Source organism: Streptomyces sp. NPDC048825 (assembly GCF_043198355.1).
GTDB classification, from domain to species: domain Bacteria; phylum Actinomycetota; class Actinomycetes; order Streptomycetales; family Streptomycetaceae; genus Streptomyces; species Streptomyces xiangluensis.
The window spans coordinates 17,520-34,257 of sequence record NZ_JBICUR010000020.1 but is presented as its reverse complement, the minus strand read 5'-3'; the positions used below and the strand labels follow the sequence as shown (position 1 = coordinate 34,257).

At 68.2% G+C, this 16,738-nt stretch carries 14 protein-coding genes; 7 read left to right on the top strand and 7 right to left on the bottom strand.

The genetic code is table 11. From position 1 onward, the window contains the following. Positions 1-56 precede the first annotated feature (56 nt). Together ACGFNK_RS36725 and ACGFNK_RS36720 are read right to left on the bottom strand one after the other, a co-directional pair. Positions 57-1,502, bottom strand: a complete 1,446-nt coding sequence (locus ACGFNK_RS36725; RefSeq protein WP_393423054.1) for an MFS transporter — start codon at positions 1,500-1,502, stop codon at positions 57-59. Between the two features lie 566 nt (positions 1,503-2,068). Continuing rightward, the gene (locus ACGFNK_RS36720) at positions 2,069-2,362 is read right to left on the bottom strand and encodes a heavy-metal-associated domain-containing protein (RefSeq protein WP_386338343.1); all 294 of its coding nucleotides are present in this window, start codon (positions 2,360-2,362) and stop codon (positions 2,069-2,071) included. A gap of 586 nt (positions 2,363-2,948) precedes the next feature. Here ACGFNK_RS36720 and ACGFNK_RS36715 point away from each other — a divergent pair. Both ACGFNK_RS36715 and ACGFNK_RS36710 read left to right on the top strand, forming a co-directional pair. Next, entirely contained in the window at positions 2,949-3,413 is a 465-nt protein-coding gene (locus tag ACGFNK_RS36715; RefSeq protein WP_393423052.1) for a hypothetical protein, read from the top strand. 78 nt (positions 3,414-3,491) lie between these two features. Further along, positions 3,492-5,075 carry a multicopper oxidase family protein gene (locus ACGFNK_RS36710; protein ID WP_393423050.1) on the top strand — a complete coding sequence of 528 codons (1,584 nt, stop codon included), beginning with the start codon at positions 3,492-3,494 and terminating at the stop codon, positions 5,073-5,075. Between the two features lie 157 nt (positions 5,076-5,232). On the opposite strand, the gene ACGFNK_RS36705 is transcribed toward ACGFNK_RS36710, so the two are convergent. The 4 genes from ACGFNK_RS36705 to ACGFNK_RS36690 all read right to left on the bottom strand — a co-directional run bounded on the left by ACGFNK_RS36705 (position 5,233) and on the right by ACGFNK_RS36690 (position 10,556). After that, positions 5,233-6,204: an ABC transporter substrate-binding protein gene (locus tag ACGFNK_RS36705; RefSeq protein WP_393423048.1), complete on the bottom strand. Its 972-nt coding sequence runs from the start codon at positions 6,202-6,204 to the stop codon at positions 5,233-5,235. A 72-nt stretch (positions 6,205-6,276) separates the two neighbouring features. Beyond that, positions 6,277-7,080: a formylglycine-generating enzyme family protein gene (locus ACGFNK_RS36700; protein ID WP_393423046.1), complete on the bottom strand. Its 804-nt coding sequence runs from the start codon at positions 7,078-7,080 to the stop codon at positions 6,277-6,279. 86 nt (positions 7,081-7,166) lie between these two features. Further along, positions 7,167-9,527: an arylsulfatase gene (locus tag ACGFNK_RS36695; RefSeq protein WP_393423044.1), complete on the bottom strand. Its 2,361-nt coding sequence runs from the start codon at positions 9,525-9,527 to the stop codon at positions 7,167-7,169. Positions 9,528-9,674: 147 nt separating this feature from the next. Beyond that, positions 9,675-10,556 carry a LysR family transcriptional regulator gene (locus ACGFNK_RS36690; protein ID WP_393423042.1) on the bottom strand — a complete coding sequence of 294 codons (882 nt, stop codon included), beginning with the start codon at positions 10,554-10,556 and terminating at the stop codon, positions 9,675-9,677. 348 nt (positions 10,557-10,904) lie between these two features. Between ACGFNK_RS36690 and ACGFNK_RS36685 the strand changes: the two genes are divergently transcribed. The 5 genes from ACGFNK_RS36685 to ACGFNK_RS36665 all read left to right on the top strand — a co-directional run bounded on the left by ACGFNK_RS36685 (position 10,905) and on the right by ACGFNK_RS36665 (position 15,713). After that, positions 10,905-11,990 (top strand): S-(hydroxymethyl)mycothiol dehydrogenase, encoded by a 1,086-nt coding sequence (locus tag ACGFNK_RS36685; protein ID WP_393423040.1) that lies wholly within the window; start codon positions 10,905-10,907, stop codon positions 11,988-11,990. Continuing rightward, positions 11,987-12,622, top strand: a complete 636-nt coding sequence (locus ACGFNK_RS36680) for an MBL fold metallo-hydrolase (RefSeq protein WP_393423038.1) — start codon at positions 11,987-11,989, stop codon at positions 12,620-12,622. Before ACGFNK_RS36685 ends, ACGFNK_RS36680 begins: the two co-directional genes overlap by 4 nt. A gap of 305 nt (positions 12,623-12,927) precedes the next feature. Next, on the top strand, positions 12,928-13,290 hold the full coding sequence (locus ACGFNK_RS36675; RefSeq protein WP_386338364.1) for a bifunctional 3-phenylpropionate/cinnamic acid dioxygenase ferredoxin subunit: 363 nt from the start codon (positions 12,928-12,930) through the stop codon (positions 13,288-13,290). Next, entirely contained in the window at positions 13,287-14,450 is a 1,164-nt protein-coding gene (locus ACGFNK_RS36670; RefSeq protein ID WP_393423036.1) for an NAD(P)/FAD-dependent oxidoreductase, read from the top strand. The genes ACGFNK_RS36675 and ACGFNK_RS36670 overlap by 4 nt, the downstream gene beginning before the upstream one ends. Before the next feature lie 129 nt (positions 14,451-14,579). After that, positions 14,580-15,713 (top strand): aromatic ring-hydroxylating dioxygenase subunit alpha, encoded by a 1,134-nt coding sequence (locus tag ACGFNK_RS36665; protein WP_386338370.1) that lies wholly within the window; start codon positions 14,580-14,582, stop codon positions 15,711-15,713. A gap of 145 nt (positions 15,714-15,858) precedes the next feature. On the opposite strand, the gene ACGFNK_RS36660 is transcribed toward ACGFNK_RS36665, so the two are convergent. Further along, positions 15,859-16,605, bottom strand: a complete 747-nt coding sequence (locus tag ACGFNK_RS36660; protein ID WP_393423033.1) for an IclR family transcriptional regulator — start codon at positions 16,603-16,605, stop codon at positions 15,859-15,861. Positions 16,606-16,738: the final 133 nt, after the last annotated feature.

Here is a 16,738-nt window from a genome sequence, read left to right as displayed (position 1 = left end):
CGGTGGCCGTCGAGTCGCCCGTTTTCACGTCGAGATCACACAGTTTCAACGGCCTCCTAGGTGGTCACGGATTCGTCCTGTGGCCGGGCAGTGGGTTCGTGGGCCCTCTGGCCGTTCGTGGAGCTGCTGCCGCGCATGAGCAGTGCGGTCAGCAGGCCGCCGGCGGCCGCGATGGCGGCGGCGGCCAGGAACGCGGCGCTGAATCCGTCGGTGAGGGCGGAAAGGTCGCCGAGTTCGCCCGCACCCTGCGACGTGGCGAGCGCGGTGAGCGCGGCCAGGCCGAGGGCGGAGCCCACCTGGTAGGTGGTGTTGACGATGCCGGAGGCCAGACCTGCCTGCTCCTGGGGTACGCCCGACATGGCGGCCATCATCGCCGGGATGTACGCCAACGACATGCCGAGCGCGGCCACCAGCGAGGCCGGCAGGACGTCCACCACGAACGTGCCCGTCGGCTCGACGGCGGCCAGCCACAGCAGGCCCGCGGCGAGGACGAACAGACCTCCCACGATCAGCGGCTTCGGTCCGAAGCGGCCGAGCAGCCGTGCGGTGACCATCGTCATGAAGAGCATCAGCAGACCGGTCATCGGCAGCAGCGCGGCGCCGCTGGCGAAGGCCCCGTAGCCGAGCACCTGCTGAAGGTAGAGGTTGAGGAAGTACCACATCGGGATCCAGGCCGCGCCCAGCAGCGTCATCGCCAGGTTTGACGGGGCGAGGCCAGGAGTGCGCCATACCCCGAGAGGCATGAGCGGCGCCTTGATCGAGCGCTGGATGGCGAGGAACAGCCCGAGGAGTACGGCGGCGCCGATCAGCTCCAGGACGGTCTGACCCGCGCCCCAGCCGACCTCGGGGGCGCGGACGACGGCGAACACCGCGAGCGCCAGACCGGCCGTGACGGACGCTGCGCCGAGAACGTCGATGGCGCCGCGCCGGCTCGCGACCGACGGCAACAGTCCGGTGGCCAGCAGTGTGGCGACGCCGATCGGGATGTAGATGATGAACACCCAGGGCCAGCTGGCCCATTCGGTGAAGACGCCGCCGAGGAAGACGCCCGCCGTGCCGCCGGCCGGGGCGGCCGCGCCGTAGAGCGCGAGGGCCTTGCCGAGTTCCCTCGGGTCGTGGCTGAAGAGCATCATCAGCAGGGTCATGGAGGCGGGTGCGATGAGCGCGCCGCCCACGCCCTGGACGGCGCGGCCGAGGACTTCCACCCATGCGGTCGTCGCGGCGGCGGCCACTACGGAGCCTGCGATCAGTACGGTCCAGCCGCTCACGAAGATCCGCCGTGCGCCGAGCAGGTCGGAGAGCCGACCGCCGAGGAGCAGCAGGCCGCCGAAGGCGATGACGTACGCGTTGAACACCCACTGGAGATCGCCCTGAGAGAAGCCGAGATCGCGCTGCATCTCGGGCAGGGCCACGCCGATGATCGAGGTGTCCATGATCACCATGAACTGGGCGGTGGCGAGGACGAGTAATGCCCACCAGCGCCGGGGGTTGACGGTTGACATGACGTTTTTCCTTTCTCTCGATATACCCCTAGGGGGTATGACGCGAAGGCAAGTTAGCATACGGGTGGGGGGTATGGAAGGGGGTTGGTGCGGTTCTCTTTTTACCCCGCGGGGGTATGTTCGGTGTATGTGTATCGGAGAGCTGCCGCTGGCCACCTCGAGCCGCCCCTGCCGGTCTCTGTGCGGGGTGGGATCTGCCGAAGTCGTTCTGCTCAAGCGGGTGTTGGGGCTGTGTCTGAGGCTGCGGCTCGTCGTGTCCGGTGACTGCTCCAGGATCATCGGCTGACGTGTGCACGCCCCAGAAGTTGTCCGCCGCCCTTGCCGATGAAGCCCCCGACCTCCACGAGTTTGTCGTTCTTGGGCAGGACTTCCGGCGCGCTCGGGGACTGAGTCGACGAGCGGGGAGGTCAGCGCGAGCGACGGGCCCGACACCGAGGCGCCCGGCCTCATCGGGCCGGGCGCCAGGGGGAGGCCGGGACGTACGGCATCCGTGTCAGCGGAGCGCTAGGTCCCGGCTGCGGGGAGCAATTCGCGAGTTCGGGACCGTGAGGCCCCGAAGGGGGCTGTCAGGCGCGGCCGACAAGCTCGTAACCGGCCTCGTCGACGGCGGCGCGGACGGCGTCTTCGTCGAGCGGGGCGGCGGAGGTGACGGTCACCTCGCCGGTCTTGGCGACGGCCTTGACCGCGGTGACGCCGTCCAGGGCGGAGATCTCCTGGGAGACCGAGCTCTCGCAGTGGCCACAGGTCATGCCGGTCACCTTGTAGGTGGTGGTGAGGCCGACGCCCTGGACGTCGACCGCGTTACCGGAGCCGCAGGAGCCGCAGCAAGAGCCGGAGTTGGAGTTCGTCTGGGTGGTCATTGGCTACATCCTCGGAGTGTGGTTGGTGGGTTGGTTTCCGGGTGGGGCGTTGTCCCCCGGCCCGTCCTGACGCCAACACTATACCCCCTAGGGGTATAAAAAAACCTGTGGTGCTGCCCACGTGGTCGGTTTGGCCGGCTTCCGTCTCGCCAACCGATTAGTGGGTGTCGCGGCCTGCGGATGACACCCACCTGTCACTCATGCGCGCTCAGCAGGCCCGCCCGCGAGGCCCGTTGAGCTCCTCCTTCCCTGCCGCGGGCGGCCCCGAGTGTTCTCAAGTAGTACTAAGCTAATTCGTGCTTCCGCTGCCGCCTCGACGGCACGGAGGCCCTCGGCCGTGCGCGCACGCGACCGGACGATGAGTGTGGTCGTGGACGGTGTGACAGGAGGAGCACGCAAGTGCTGGCACCGCCCACGGCCACGTCTCGGGAGAACTGTGGACTCGGTGGGCGGTGCCCGCGGAGTCGTCGAACGGAGGGCTGTCGGAGCCCGCCGAAGAAGACCGCATCGGGCCGGGAAGCCGTAATTACCCCCAGGGGGTAGCATGCGACTCCGGTGACCAGTCAGCACGGCACAGGTGGAACTCATGGCGATACGGGCGGCTCACAGCGGCGGCGGCACGGCCGTCCGCTTGGCGTACGGGGTGTTCCTCACCCTTTGCGTCGCGCTGGCCGTGCTCGTCCACCACGAGACGTCCATGACGTCCATGACGTCCATGACGACCGCCTCGCCCATGTCCGGCTCTGCCCGCATGCCGGTTCCCGCCCACGCGGCTCATGCGATGGCGCATACGGGTCATGTGATGGCGGGCGAGGCGACACCCTCCGCCTCGGAATCGTCCACGCACGGCGCCGATTCCGGCGCCTGCGCCATGCCCGGTATGCAGCACTGCACCACGGCGAGCGTCGGTTCCGTGCAACTGGCCACGCCAGGCCAGAGCGCGTTCGACTCGCCCGCAGACCTGGAGCGTGCCGCGGCAGGTCGTGCCCCCGCCAGCACGGTCGGCCGTGCCCCGCCCGATCTGTCCGTCCTCTCGCAACTGCGCATATAGGCCGCGCCGGACGGCGCGCGATGTGCCGTCCCTCCGCGACCGCATCGGCAGTTTCGAAAAAACAGAGGACACAACACAATGAACAGCATCAACCGCCGCTCCGTCCTGCTCGCCGGGCTGGGAGCCGCAGGCGCCGGAGCACTCGCTGCCTGCACCAATGCGAGTGGCTCCGGTAGCGGCAACGCCCTGGTCAACCCTTCCGGTTCGGCAGTCGCCGCTGCGGAGAAGAAGCGCAAGAGCACCGGACGCCTGCAGAAGGCGACCCTGACCGCCGCGCCCGCCACCGTCGACCTGGGCGGCGGCGTCATGCCCAGGACGTGGGCCTTCGACGGCCGCGCCCCGGGTAAGGAGATCCGGCTGTCGGTCGGAGACACCCTGGTCGCCGAGTTGTCGAACCAGCTTCCGAACAAGACGCCCACGTCGATCCATTGGCACGGCATCGCGCTGCGCAACGACATGGACGGCGTGCCGCCCGCCACGCAGAGTGCCGTCCGGGCCGGCTCCACCTTCACCTACCGCTTCATCGCCGACGTGCCCGGCACGTACTTCTTCCACCCCCACGTCGGCGTCCAGCTCGACCGCGGCCTGTATGCCCCGCTGGTCGTCGAGGACCCCAAGGAGCCCCTCGCGTACGACGACGAATGGGTCGTCCTCCTCGACGACTGGGTCGACGGGGTCACCGGCACCCCTGACGAGGTCTTCGCCGAGGTCGGGCAGGGCATGGGCGGCATGGAGGGCCACGACATGGGGGACATGGGCGAGATGGACATGGAGGTCTCCGAGTCCCCCTCGGCCTCCGCCTCCTCATCCGGCGACATGTCGATGAAGTTCATGCTCATGGGCGCCGAGAGCGACCTGCTCGGCGGCGATGCCGGCGATGTGAAGTACCCGCACCACCTGATCAACGGCCGCGTGGCGGCCGACCCGGACGTGTACACCGGCAGGCCCGGCAAGAGGGTACGGCTGAGGATCATCAACGCGGGCGGTGACACCGCCTACCGTGTCGCCCTCGGCGACCACAAGGTCACCATCACCCACACCGACGGCTTCCCGGTCCAGCACCAGAAGGTGGACGCCCTGCTCGTCGGCATGGGCGAGCGCTACGACGTCCTCGTCACCCTCGGGGACGGAGTCTTCCCGCTCGTCGCCGTGGCCGAGGGCAAGAACGCGAACGGCTTCGCCCTGGTGCGCACGGGCTCGGGAAGCGCCCCGAAGCCGACCGTCCGCCCGAAGGAACTCGACGGCCTCATCATGACGGCCTCCCAGCTGCGCGCCGAAGACGACGTGCGCCTGAAGTCCGCCAGGACCGACGTAACGCACCAGCTCAAACTGACCGGCGGCATGGCCAAGTACAACTGGGCCATCAACGGCAAGCCCTTCGACATGGGCAACCCCGAAGCGAACCCCATCATGATCGAGGAGGGCCAGCGCGTACGGCTCGACTTCTTCAATGACACGGACATGTGGCACCCGATGCACCTGCACGGCCACACGTACCAGATCGGTACCTCCGGTCCCCGCAAGGACACCGCGATCGTGCTGCCGAAGAAGAAGTTGTCCGTCTTCTTCGACGCCGACAACCCGGGCCAGTGGATGCTGCACTGCCACAACGCGTACCACGGTGAGGCCGGGATGATGGCGAACGTGGCCTATCCGGCCTGACGTTCATGTGACCCATCCTCAATTGGCGGACCAGGGGCGGGCGCTGTTCCTTCGGCGCCTGCCCCTGCCATTTCAGGCACCGAACGGCGGCCCATCCATCCGCATCCCCTTCGCGACGTCGGCGAGGGGCGTGACCGTGGAACGCCTCTCCCTGCTCCTAGCCGAGCCAGGCCTGGACCTTCTCGGGGTTCGCTTCGACCCACTTCTTCGCCGCCGCTTCCGGAGACATCTTGTCCAGCGCGATGTACTTCGCCACGGTGTTCTGGTCTTCGTTCGTCCACTTGAAGTTCTTCACCAGGTCATAGGCCGGGCTGCCGGACTTGGCGAACCGGGTGCTGACGATCTTGTCGAGGTCGAAGACGGGATAGTCGCATGCGACCTTCGCGGGATCGGCGTCACAGCCCGCCGTGTGCTTGGGCAGTTCTACATGGACCAGTGGTATCTCCGAGAGGAACCACTGCGGCTCGTAGAAGTAGCCGATCATCCATTTCTTGTTCTGCTCGGCGTCCCGGAAAGCCTGGATGAGCGCGGTCTCGCTGCCCGCGTACACCACCTTGAAGTCCAGCTTCAGGTTCTTCACCAGGGCTTCGTCGTTGGTCTGGTACGACGGATCGCCGTCCAGCAGCTGCCCCTTGCCGCCCGATTCGGATGTCTTGAAGTTGGACGCGTACTTGTTGAGGTTCTTCCAGTTGGTGATGTCCGGGTACTTCTTCGCGAGCCACGGGGGGATGTACCAGCCGATGATGCCCTTGAGGCCGGTCGGGCCGAGGCTGACGGCGGTCTTCTGCTGGGTGATGTACTTCTTCTTCAGGTCCTCGTGGCCCCAGTTCTCGAGGATGGCGTCGACCTCGCCCGTTTCGAAGCCCTGCCAGCCGATCTCCGCCTTCAGGTCCTTGTTGGTGACCTTGCAGCCGAGCTTCGTCTTCGCGACATAGCCGATGACCGCCGCATTCGCTTCATAGCCCACCCAGGGGTTGACCGCGAGGTTGAAGGTGCCGCACTTGCCCGAGCTGCTGTCCGACCCGGCGGTGCTTTCACCGACCTTCGCGCCGCCGCAGGCGGTGAGGGTGAGACTGAGGACCGCCAGGCCCGCCGAGGCGACGCGCCACTGTCTTGCTTGCTCTGCCATGGTCTTGCTCCTTATGCGCCGACGCGTGAGCCGTCGCCTGAGTGATCGAGTTGAACACGAGCCATGTAGGGATCAAGCCATGTCCACAGCGCACCGGAACCCCACATTGCCGGTTGCCGAGTCCGGGGGGAGACCCTGTCTTGCGGCGACCCTGTAGCGGCGGCAGTACGACGCATGGCACAGGTAGGAGCCGCCTTTGGCGACACGCTGCCCCCCGTCGTCCGCCGGGGAGAACGGGGCGTCACACCATTCCCAGACGTTGCCGGTGACGTTGTGCAGGCCGAAGCCATTGGGCTCGTAGGCGTCGACCGGACAGGTGCCGTACCAGCCGTCGGCCGTCGGGTGCCGGTTGGGGAAGTCGCCCTGCCACACGTTCATCCGGGGACGACCGCCAGGCTCCAGCTCGTCGCCCCAGGGGAACACCTTGCCGTGCAGTCCCCCTCGGGCGGCGCGTTCCCATTCCGCCTCGGTGGGCAGGCGCTTGCCGGCCCAGGAGCAGTAGGCGCGGGCGTCGTGGAAGTCGACGTGGACGACCGGGTGATCCCCGCGGTCCTCCCAGGTGGAGTGCGGTCCGTCGGGATGACGCCAGTCGGCGCCCTCGACCTGGCGCCACCAGGGCGCGCCCACCACTGAGCGAGTCGGTGGAAAGTCGTCCGGGAGCAGACCGGCGAAGACGAACGACCAGCCGGTCCGCTCGGTTGAGGAGCGGTACCCGGTTTCGGCGGCGAAGCGCGCGAACTGCGCGTTCGTCACCGTGCAGGCGTCGATCGAGAAGGCGCCGACGTGCACCGTCCGCACCGGGCCTTCTCCGTCGGCGGGGTAGGCGAGCGCGTCCTCGCTGCCCATGAGGAACTCGCCGGTGGGAATGGTCACCATGCCGTCGGTGTGCGCCCTGAGGACGGCGGCGGTCCGCCGTGCCGGTGGCCGGTCCGCCCCCCGGCCGCCGGAGGGCGTGCAGCAGCTCACTGGGCCCCCATGACGCGCCGGTGCAGTCCACCGTCGAACTCGGACGATCCGTCTGTCTGGAGGTCCAGGTCGATGCGGACCGTGTGAATGGTCCCGGTGAACTCGTTGTCCAGGGCGGGGTAGTCGTCGGTCACCGGTGTACTGAGGTCCACTCCTACGTCGAGTGTCTCGTCGAAGGAGAAGTAGTAGGGGATCGTCCGGTCGACCCGGCCGGTCACGTGCTTCTCGCCGTCCACCAGGAGCACGGCGGTTCCGCCCTTGCCGAGTCCGCCTCCGTCATAGTCGAATTCGAGCCGGACCTCGTGCCGTCCCGGTGCCAGGGGTCGGTCCCCGCGCACGGTGTACAGGCTCATTCCGAAGTAGTTGTAGGCGTAGGCCGGCCTTCCACCGGTGACGTAGAGGGTCCAGCCGCCGAATCGGCCGCCCTGTGCGATGAGTACGCCCTCGGCCGCCGGATCCGGTACGTCGATGTCCGCGGTGATGCTGTGCGAGCGGTTCTTGATGTTGGGTGTGGTCTCTTCGGTGAACCGGCGCATTCCTCCGCGGTAGGTCACGGACGTCCGGTTTCCGAGGAGATCGATACGGCCGGCCACGGCGGGGTTCTCCCGTTCGGTGACCCGGTCGTCCAGGGGGAAGACCTGGTACTTCGCGGCTTCGATCAGGAACAGGTCCTGCAGGCCGCGCAGCTTCTCGGGGAACTCGGCGGCGAGGTCGTGTGCCTGACTCCAGTCGTGGTCGAGATCGTAGAGTTCCCACACGTCGTCGGCGAACCGCCGGTTCTTGTCCGGGATCATCTCCCAGGGGATGCCGTGCCGGGTGACCGCCATCCAGCCGTCGTGGTAGATGCCGCGGTTGCCGCACATCTCGAAGTACTGGGTGCGGCGATGCTCGGGCGCCTGGGGATCGGTGAGCGTCTGCCGCATGCTCGTCCCCTCGATGGGCTGCTGCGTCACCCCGTCGACGCTGAACGGCGCCGGGACGCCCACACAGTCCAGGATCGTCGGCAGCAGATCGATCACGTGGGAGAACTGGTGACGCAGGCCGCCTCGTTCGGGGACACGCTCGGGCCAGTGCAGGATCATGCCGTCCCGGGTGCCGCCGAAGTGCGACGCCACCTGCTTGGTCCACTGGTAGGGAGTGTTCAGCGCGAGCGCCCATCCCGCGGGGGCGATCGGGTAGCTGTGCGGGCCGCCGATCTCCTCGAGGTGGTCGATCATCTCGTCCGGGTCGTCCACGATGCCGTGGCCGAGCCGGTGCTCGACGATCGTTCCCTCGATACCGCCTTCGCCGGAAGCGCCGTTGTCGCCGAGGATGTAGAGGACGATCGTGTTGTCCAGCTCGCCGAGTTCCTCCAAGGCGTCGATGAACCTGCCGACCTGTACGTCGGCGTGTTCGGTGAAGGCGGCGAAGGTCTCCATGAACCTGGCTGCCAGCCGGCGCTGGTTGCCGGTGAGTTCGTCCCAGTGCGGCACGCCTTCCGCCCAGTTCGCGAGTTCCGCGTCCTCGGGTACGACGCCGAGATCCTTCTGCCGTTGCAGCGTCAGTTCCCGCTGCTGGTCCCAGCCGTGGTCGAAGCGTCCGCGGTACTTCTCCTGCCACTCCGGGCCGACGTGCAAAGGCGCGTGCGCGGCGCCGAGCGCGAGGTAGGTGAAGAACGGCCGGTCCGGGGTCAGGGTGCGCTGCGTACGAACCCAGTCGATGGCATGGTCGACGAGGTCCTCGGAGAGGTGGTAGCCGTCCTCGGGCCGGCGGTCCGGCTCGACCGGGGTGGTGCCCTGGTACAGCAACGGGTACCAGTGGTTCATCTCGGCGCCCATGAACCCGTAGAAGGTGTCGAATCCCTCCCCGGTCGGCCAGCGGTCGAACGGCCCGACCGCGCTGATCTCCCGCGGTGGGGTCTGGTGCCACTTGCCGAAGGCCGCCGTGCTGTAGCCGTTGCCCTGCAGGATCTGGGCCATGGTCGCCGCGCTGCGCGGCCGGAATCCGTTGTACCCGGGGGCCGCCGTGGCCATCTCGGTGGTGCCGCCCATGCCGACCGAGTGATGGTTGCGTCCGGTCAGCAGGGCCTGCCGGGTCGGCGAGCACAGGGCCGTGACATGGAAACGGGTGTAGCGCAGACCGCCCTCGGCGAGTCGTTCCGCGGCCGGCATCTCGCACGGCCCGCCGAACGCGCTGGAGGTGCCGAACCCGAGGTCGTCGACGAGCACGATCACCACGTTCGGTGCGCCCTCCGGCGGAGGAACCGGACCGATGGGAGTGAAGGCGGCCTCCTGCTCGTGGACGTCCATCGCGGTCGTCAGGGGCCGATGTGCGTCCGGCCGGGGGAGTATGTGCCGTCCGGCTTCGAAATCGGTCATGTAATTCTCCGTCGGGATAATGTCACCCGCTCTTTTCCCGGCAAAAGTGGCAGGCGATCCGACGCCGGTCAATAAGGAACCTCGAATCCTCCTGAACCGGTTTTGAATCAAGGCAATAGAAAACTTCTATACCGGCAGGGCCGGGCGTCATTCCTGGTCAGGCGAGGCTGCCAGGTCCACGAACGCCTGGGCAGCGGGCGACAGCGGGCCCGACCGCCAGACCAGTCGGCCATGGCGCAGCAGTCGCGGACGGTTGGACAGCATCCGAGCGCCGCGGAGCTCGGCGTCCTTGGCCATGGAGGTGGGCAGCAATGAGGCGCCGACGCCGGAGAGGACCAGCGGCACGATCATCGCGCGATGGGCGGTCTCCACGACGATCCGAGGTGTTACGCCGAGCGCGGTGCACACGTCGTCCAGGGCTGCGCGGGTCTCGGTGCCCGGGGGCGTCACGATCAGGTTCAGCGCGGCCAGTTCACGCGAGGTGATCGTGCTGCCTGCCGGATGCGGGTGGTCCGGGGGCAGCACGACGTGCATCTCCTGCTCCGGCAGGTCGAGCCCGCGGAGGTCCGTTGTGGCCACCGAAGCGTCCACCAGCCCGAGTTCGCACTGGCCGGCCGCGACCATGAGCGCCACGTCAGGTCCGCGCTCCGGGTCGACCACGCGCACGGAAACCTTCGGATACGCGCGATGGAAGCGCCCCAGCATGCCCGCGAGCGGATCGACCGAGAGGGTTGTCTGCGCAACGATGTCGAGCCGGCCACCACTGAGGCCGAGGACTTCACGGACCAGGGAACTGGCCGTGGACAGGTCCCGCAGGACCTGCTGCGCCGGCTGGACCAGCGCCTCACCCGCCGCGGTGAGTGCGACGCCGTGCGGAAGGCGGTGAAACAGGCTTCCGCCGAATTCACGCTCCAGAGCCCGGATCGCATGGGACAGCGAGGGCTGTGCGACATGGAGCGCAATGGCCGCGGCTGTGAATCCGCCGTGCTCGACCACGGCGATGAAGTATTCCAGCTGGCGTCGTTCCATCGGATCTCCGTTAATTCCAGGTAACACCATCGTCGGGTCGGTCGGTCGGTCGGAATCTCGGAATCTCGGGACCGCAGGGCTGCCGACCCGCGGCCCGTGGGGAACTGGCGTGTACTGCCGACAGGCACAGTGCACCGTGCGGCACGTCGACGACGCTCACCACGGCGCCGGCACCCGCGCACAGCGACGACATCTTCGAGCACGGTGGGTTCGTCGTGCACGGTGGGGGACCCCTGTCGAAGCCGAGTCCTTGACCCCCCGGTCGGCACTCCACGATGCTGTGTTGCGGCACATGAACCATGTGCCGTAATGAGCAACACATGATTCAGTACCAGCCGAGGAGTGGCCATGACTCACCAGGTCCGTGCTGTCGTCGCGCGGGGGAAGGGCGCCCCCGTCAGCCTGGAAACGATCATCGTGCCCGACCCGGGCCCGGGAGAGGCGCTGGTGAAGATCGAGGCCTGCGGGGTCTGTCACACCGATCTGCACTATCGCGAGGGCGGTATCAACGACGACTTCCCCTTCCTGCTGGGCCACGAGGCCGCGGGTGTCGTGGAGTCGGTCGGAGAAGGGGTCACCGACGTCGCCCCCGGTGACTTCGTCATCCTCAACTGGCGTGCGGTGTGCGGGCAGTGCCGGGCCTGCCTGCGCGGACGGCCGTGGTACTGCTTCAGCACCCACAACGCGAAGCAGAAGATGACCTTGGCCGATGGCACGGAGCTGTCGCCTGCGCTGGGCATCGGTGCGTTCGCGGAGAAGACGCTGGTGGCGGCCGGGCAGTGCACGAAGGTGGACCGGGCCGCGTCGGCGGCCGCTGCCGGTCTGCTGGGGTGTGGCGTGATGGCGGGCATCGGCGCCGCCATCAACACCGGCAATGTCGGTCGCGGTGACAGCGTGGCGGTCATCGGCTGTGGCGGCGTCGGGGCCGCGGCCGTCGTCGGTTCGAACCTGGCGGGCGCGGCGAAGATCATCGCGGTGGACATCGACGACCTCAAGCTGGACAACGCCAAGAAGCTCGGCGCGACCCACACCGTAAACTCCAAGGACGCCGACCCGGTCGAGGCGATCCGTGACCTGACCGGCGGCTTCGGCGCCGACGTGGTCATCGAGGCGGTGGGCCGCCCGGAGACGTACAAGCAGGCGTTCTACGCCCGCGACCTGGCAGGTACGGTCGTCCTCGTCGGTGTGCCGACCCCTCAGATGAAGCTGGAACTGCCGCTGCTGGACGTATTCGGCCGGGGCGGCGCGCTGAAGTCCTCCTGGTACGGCGACTGCCTGCCGAGCCGGGACTTCCCGATGCTCATCGACCTCTATCTGCAGGGCCGTCTGAACCTGGACGCCTTCGTCACGGAGACCATCGCGCTGGACGAGGTCGAGAAGGCATTCGAGCGGATGCACTGTGGCGACGTGCTGCGCTCGGTGGTGGTCCTGTGACATCCGGCGCCCGCATCGAACATCTCGTCACTTCGGGCCAGTTCACGCTCGACGGCGGCACCTGGGATGTCGACAACAACGTGTGGATCATCGGCGATGACAGCGAGGCGGTCGTCATCGACGCCGCCCACGACGCCGAGGCGATCGCCGAAGCCCTCGGTGGGCGCACCCTGCGCGCCGTCGTGTGCACCCACGCCCACAACGACCACATCGATGCCGCACCCGAACTCGCGGCGCGCACCGGCGCCCCCATCCTGCTCCACGGCGACGACCTGCCGCTGTGGAAGCAGACCCACCCCGGCCGGATGCCCGACGGCGACCTGGCCCACGGCCAGGTCCTCACGGTGGCCGGTGTCGGGCTGACCGTGCTGCACACCCCCGGCCATGCCCCCGGTGCAGTGTGCCTGTACGCGCCTGCCCTGAGAGCCCTCTTCAGCGGTGACACCCTCTTCGCGGGCGGCCCGGGGGCGACGGGCAGGTCGTACAGCGACTTCCCGACCATCGTCGATTCCATCCGGTACCGGCTGCTGCCTCTGCCGGACGACACCGTCGTACACACCGGCCACGGGGAGACGACCACCATCGCCGCCGAGTCCCCGCACCTTCAGGACTGGATCGACCGCGGGTTCTGACCACCGCCCGTCGAACAGTGCACGCCCGCTCTCGGCCATCCCGGCCGAGAGCGGGCGTGCGTGCAACGGTCCAACGCGGGAGGGGGGGCGACGGCTGGGCCACCCCCTTTGACCGGGGCGAAGGGGGTGGTTCCGGCGTTGTGTCCCCTCGCGCGCTTGTTTCTTATCGCGTGTGAAGTTGTGTGATGGGCAACTCAGATCGACGGCTCAAACGGCCCTCGGAACGCCTTGACAAGGGTTCTGGCCGACTCCAGACTGATGTTGCGCTTACCGCAATCCGTTTCGCTATACGCACCGAGGTGGTCATGATGATTCCCGCGTGCCGTCTCGCGGATCTCCCGCGAGGAGAGGCCTTCCGGCTCGACATCGACCCGCCGGTCTCGGTGTTCCACACCGATGACGGCGAGCTCTTCGCCATCGACGACACGTGCACCCACCAGGACGCCTCGCTCGCCGACGGCTGGCTGGAGGACTGCTGGGTCGAATGCCCGCTGCACGCCTCGAAGTTCAACCTGAAGACCGGTGCCGTCGACGCCCCGCCGGCCAAGCGCCCCGTCCGGACCCATGAGGTCCTCGTCGAGGACGGCATGGTCTACGTCCGGCTGTCCACGGCTGCTCCCAACCTGCCGCCCTGCGTCGCAGCCAAGCTCGCCGGGGCTCCCGCGTGAGGACGGTGGCCGTGGTGGGCGCCTCGCTGGCGGGGCTGTCAGCGGCGCGCTCACTGCGGAAACAGGGCTACGACGGGCGGCTGGTCGTCATCGGAGACGAACTCCACCGCCCGTACGACAGGCCACCGCTGTCCAAGGAGTTCCTGGCCGGAACCATCGGCGAAGCGGAACTCGTGCTGGAGACGGACGACGAGGACCTGCGGGCCGAGTGGCTGCTCGGCGTCCGCGCCACCGGACTCGACCGCACGAACCGCGCCATCAGGCTCGACGACGGCCGGGAGGTCCGCGCCGACGGCATCGTCGTCGCGACCGGCGCCGCCGCGTGCACCCTGCCCGGCTCCGAGGGCCTGGCCGGAGTGCACGTCCTGCGCACCCTGGACGACGCCCGCTCACTACGGGGCGAACTGGCGGGCGGCGGACGGCTGGTGGTGATCGGCGGCGGATTCGTCGGTGCCGAGGTCGCTTCCACCGCCTACGCCCTCGGGCTCGACGTGACGGTGGTCGAGGCCGCCCGGACGCCGCTCGCCGGACCGCTCGGCGAGACCATGGGCGCCATCGTCTCGGCTCTCCACGCGGACCACGGCGTACGGCTGTTGTGCGGCGTGGGCGTCAAGGGGCTGAGCGGGGAGCGCCGTGTGGATGCCGTCCTGCTCGAGGACGGCCGCAGCGTCCCCGCCGACGTCGTCGTGATCGGTGTGGGCGCACGGCCATGCGTCGAGTGGCTGGAAGGATCCGGCATCGAGCTCGACAACGGCGTCAGGTGTGGTGCGGACGGCCGCACCAGCCTGGCCGGTGTGGTCGCGGTCGGTGACTGCGCCAACTGGTACGACCCCCGTGCGGGCGTCCATCGTCGCGTCGAACACTGGACCGGCGCCAGGGAGCGCCCCGACGCCGCCGTCGCCACGCTGCTGGCGGGCGGCGCGGTGGAACCGGGCGTGCCCCGGCCGCCGTACTTCTGGTCGGACCAGTACGGCGTGAAGATCCAGTTCGCCGGTCATGCGGCCGGAGCCGACAGCGTGACGATCGAGGAAGGCACGGCGGACGAGCGCAACGTCCTGGCCGTCTACCGGCGTGCAGGTCAGCCGGTCGCCGCGCTCGGGATGAACCAGCCGCGGCTGTTCACCCGCTGGCGCAAGCAGCTCGCCCGCACCACCTCTTGACACCGCCCCTCGGGCATCCCATGCTGCGGTTTCACATGGCACGCAGCGTTGCTCCATACACAACGCCGTCCGGAGTCGCTCTTCCCGGCGCGTGAATGACCCTTCCACGACGTCCCCGAGGAGTGCACCGTGACCTCGACCAGCCTGCCAAACAGCCTGATCGCCACCCTCCCCGGCTCCTCCTACACCGATCCCGAGATCTTCGCCCAGGAGCAGGAGCACATCTTCGAGACCATGTGGTTCTGCGTCGCGCGTGCGTCCGACCTGGCCAAGCCCGGCGCCTTCCGGACCGTCGACGTGGGCCGCGAAAGCATCCTGGTCGCCCGCGCAAGGGACAACTCCATCCGGGCCTACTTCAACGTCTGCCGGCATCGCGGAGCCAGGATCCGTACGGAGCAGAGCGGCGAGGTCAAGCGGGCCTTCCAGTGCCCGTACCACGCCTGGACGTACGACCTGAACGGCAAGCTCGTCGCGGCGCCCAACCTCACCAAGATGCCCGACATCGGCCGTACCGAGTACGGCCTGGTGAGCGTCGCCGTCCGTGAATGGCTCGGCTACGTCTGGGTCTGCCTGGCGGAGAACCCGCCCTCCTTCGAGGAGGACGTCATCGGCGACGTCGTCAGCCGCCTCGGCGACGCCGAGGCGATCGGGCGCTACGACATCGCGGCCCTCTCGGTCGGCAAGCGGATCGTGTACGACGTCAAGGCCAACTGGAAGCTCATCATCGAGAACTTCATGGAGTGCTACCACTGCGCCACCATCCACCCCGAACTGACCGAGGTGCTCCCTGAGTTCGCCGACGGCTTCGCCGCTCAGTACTACGTCGGTCACGGCGCCGAGTTCGGTGCGGAGGTCCAGGGTTTCACCGTCGACGGCAGCGAGGGCCTGGACCGCATTCCGGGCGTCGCCGAGGACCAGGACCGCCGCTACTACGCCATCACTGTCAGGCCGCAGGTCTTCATCAACCTCGTCCCCGACCATGTGATCTTCCACCGCATGTACCCGGTGGCCGTCGACCGCACCATCGTGGAGTGCGACTGGCTCTACCTCCCCGATGTCGTCGAGAGCGGCAAGGACGTCAGCCGGTCCGTGGAGCTCTTCGACCGGGTCAACCGGCAGGACTTCGACGCCTGCGAGCGCACCCAGCCCGCGATGAACTCCCGGATGTACGCCAAGGGGGGCGTGCTGGTGCCCAGCGAGCACCACATCGGTGCCTTCCACGACTGGGTGCACGAGCGGCTCGGTACACAGCAGTCGCAGTAGCGACGGTCGGACCTGGGTACACAGCAGTCGCAGTAGCGACGGTTGCACCTGGATACACAGCAGTCGCAGTAGCGACGGTCGCATGCGCGGCCCGCGCCTGACCGTACGTCAGCGGTGCGGGCGGTGCCGGTGGCGGACGGGCCGCTCAGCCCAGGTACCCCATGCGGTGGCTGATCTCGTCCGCGCCCTTCATCAGCACGGGCGCGAGCTCGTGCAGGCGCTCCTTGGTGAGCCGGTAGCCGGGACCGGAGGCGCTCAGTGCCGCGACGACCTCTCCGTCCCGGTTGCGGATCGGAGCGGCCATGGCGTGGAGGCCGAGCTCCAATTCCTCCAGGGCCCAGGCGTAGCCGCTCTCCCGGATGTCGGCGAGGTTCTTCTCGAGCTTCGTCTTCGCGGTGATGGTGTGCTTGGTGACCTTCTTCAGGCCGGACACGGCCAGCACCGCGGCGCGTTCCTTGGCAGGGAGGTAGGCCAGCAGGATCTTGCCGCTCGACGTGGCGTGCAGCGGGGTCAGTTGGCCGACCCAGTTCTGTGCGGTGACGGCCCCCGGGCCGCGCACCTGGTAGAGGTTGACCGCGTAATGCTCCTGCAGCACGGCGATGTTGACGGTCTCGCCGATCTCCTCGGCCAGGTCCTCGCAGACCGGGCGGCCCTGCTGGGTGATGTCGATGCGGCCCGTGACCGCTCCGGCCAGCCGCACGATGCCGAAGCCGAGACGGTACTTGCCACGCTCGCCCGCCTGCTCCACCAGGCCGCGCGCCTCGAGGGCGCCGAGCAGGCGGAACGCGGTGGACTTGTGAACATCGATCTCGGCCGCCACCTCGCTGACTCCTGTCTCGCCGCGGCGGGCCAGGATCTCTAGGACGCTGATGGCGCGGTCGACCGACTGCACTCCGCCAGCATGTGAATTTGAGGTTCCGGTATCAATGTTGTAGTTGCTCACAACGCAACTATACCCAGAGTAAACAACGCTACTGCAAGTAACAGCGACGAAACGAAGTTGCGCGCACCGCAACCTGGTGCGT

Bases quoted from the DNA above. Each gene is read 5' to 3' on its own strand.
- ACGFNK_RS36725 (WP_393423054.1), bottom strand. From the start codon at position 1,502: ATGTCAACCGTCAACCCCCGGCGCTGGTGGGCATTACTCGTCCTCGCC.
- ACGFNK_RS36720 (WP_386338343.1), bottom strand. From the start codon at position 2,362: ATGACCACCCAGACGAACTCCAACTCCGGCTCTTGCTGCGGCTCCTGC.
- ACGFNK_RS36715 (WP_393423052.1), top strand. From the start codon at position 2,949: ATGGCGATACGGGCGGCTCACAGCGGCGGCGGCACGGCCGTCCGCTTG.
- ACGFNK_RS36710 (WP_393423050.1), top strand. From the start codon at position 3,492: ATGAACAGCATCAACCGCCGCTCCGTCCTGCTCGCCGGGCTGGGAGCC.
- ACGFNK_RS36705 (WP_393423048.1), bottom strand. From the start codon at position 6,204: ATGGCAGAGCAAGCAAGACAGTGGCGCGTCGCCTCGGCGGGCCTGGCG.
- ACGFNK_RS36700 (WP_393423046.1), bottom strand. From the start codon at position 7,080: ATGGTGACCATTCCCACCGGCGAGTTCCTCATGGGCAGCGAGGACGCG.
- ACGFNK_RS36695 (WP_393423044.1), bottom strand. From the start codon at position 9,527: ATGACCGATTTCGAAGCCGGACGGCACATACTCCCCCGGCCGGACGCA.
- ACGFNK_RS36690 (WP_393423042.1), bottom strand. From the start codon at position 10,556: ATGGAACGACGCCAGCTGGAATACTTCATCGCCGTGGTCGAGCACGGC.
- ACGFNK_RS36685 (WP_393423040.1), top strand. From the start codon at position 10,905: ATGACTCACCAGGTCCGTGCTGTCGTCGCGCGGGGGAAGGGCGCCCCC.
- ACGFNK_RS36675 (WP_386338364.1), top strand. From the start codon at position 12,928: ATGATGATTCCCGCGTGCCGTCTCGCGGATCTCCCGCGAGGAGAGGCC.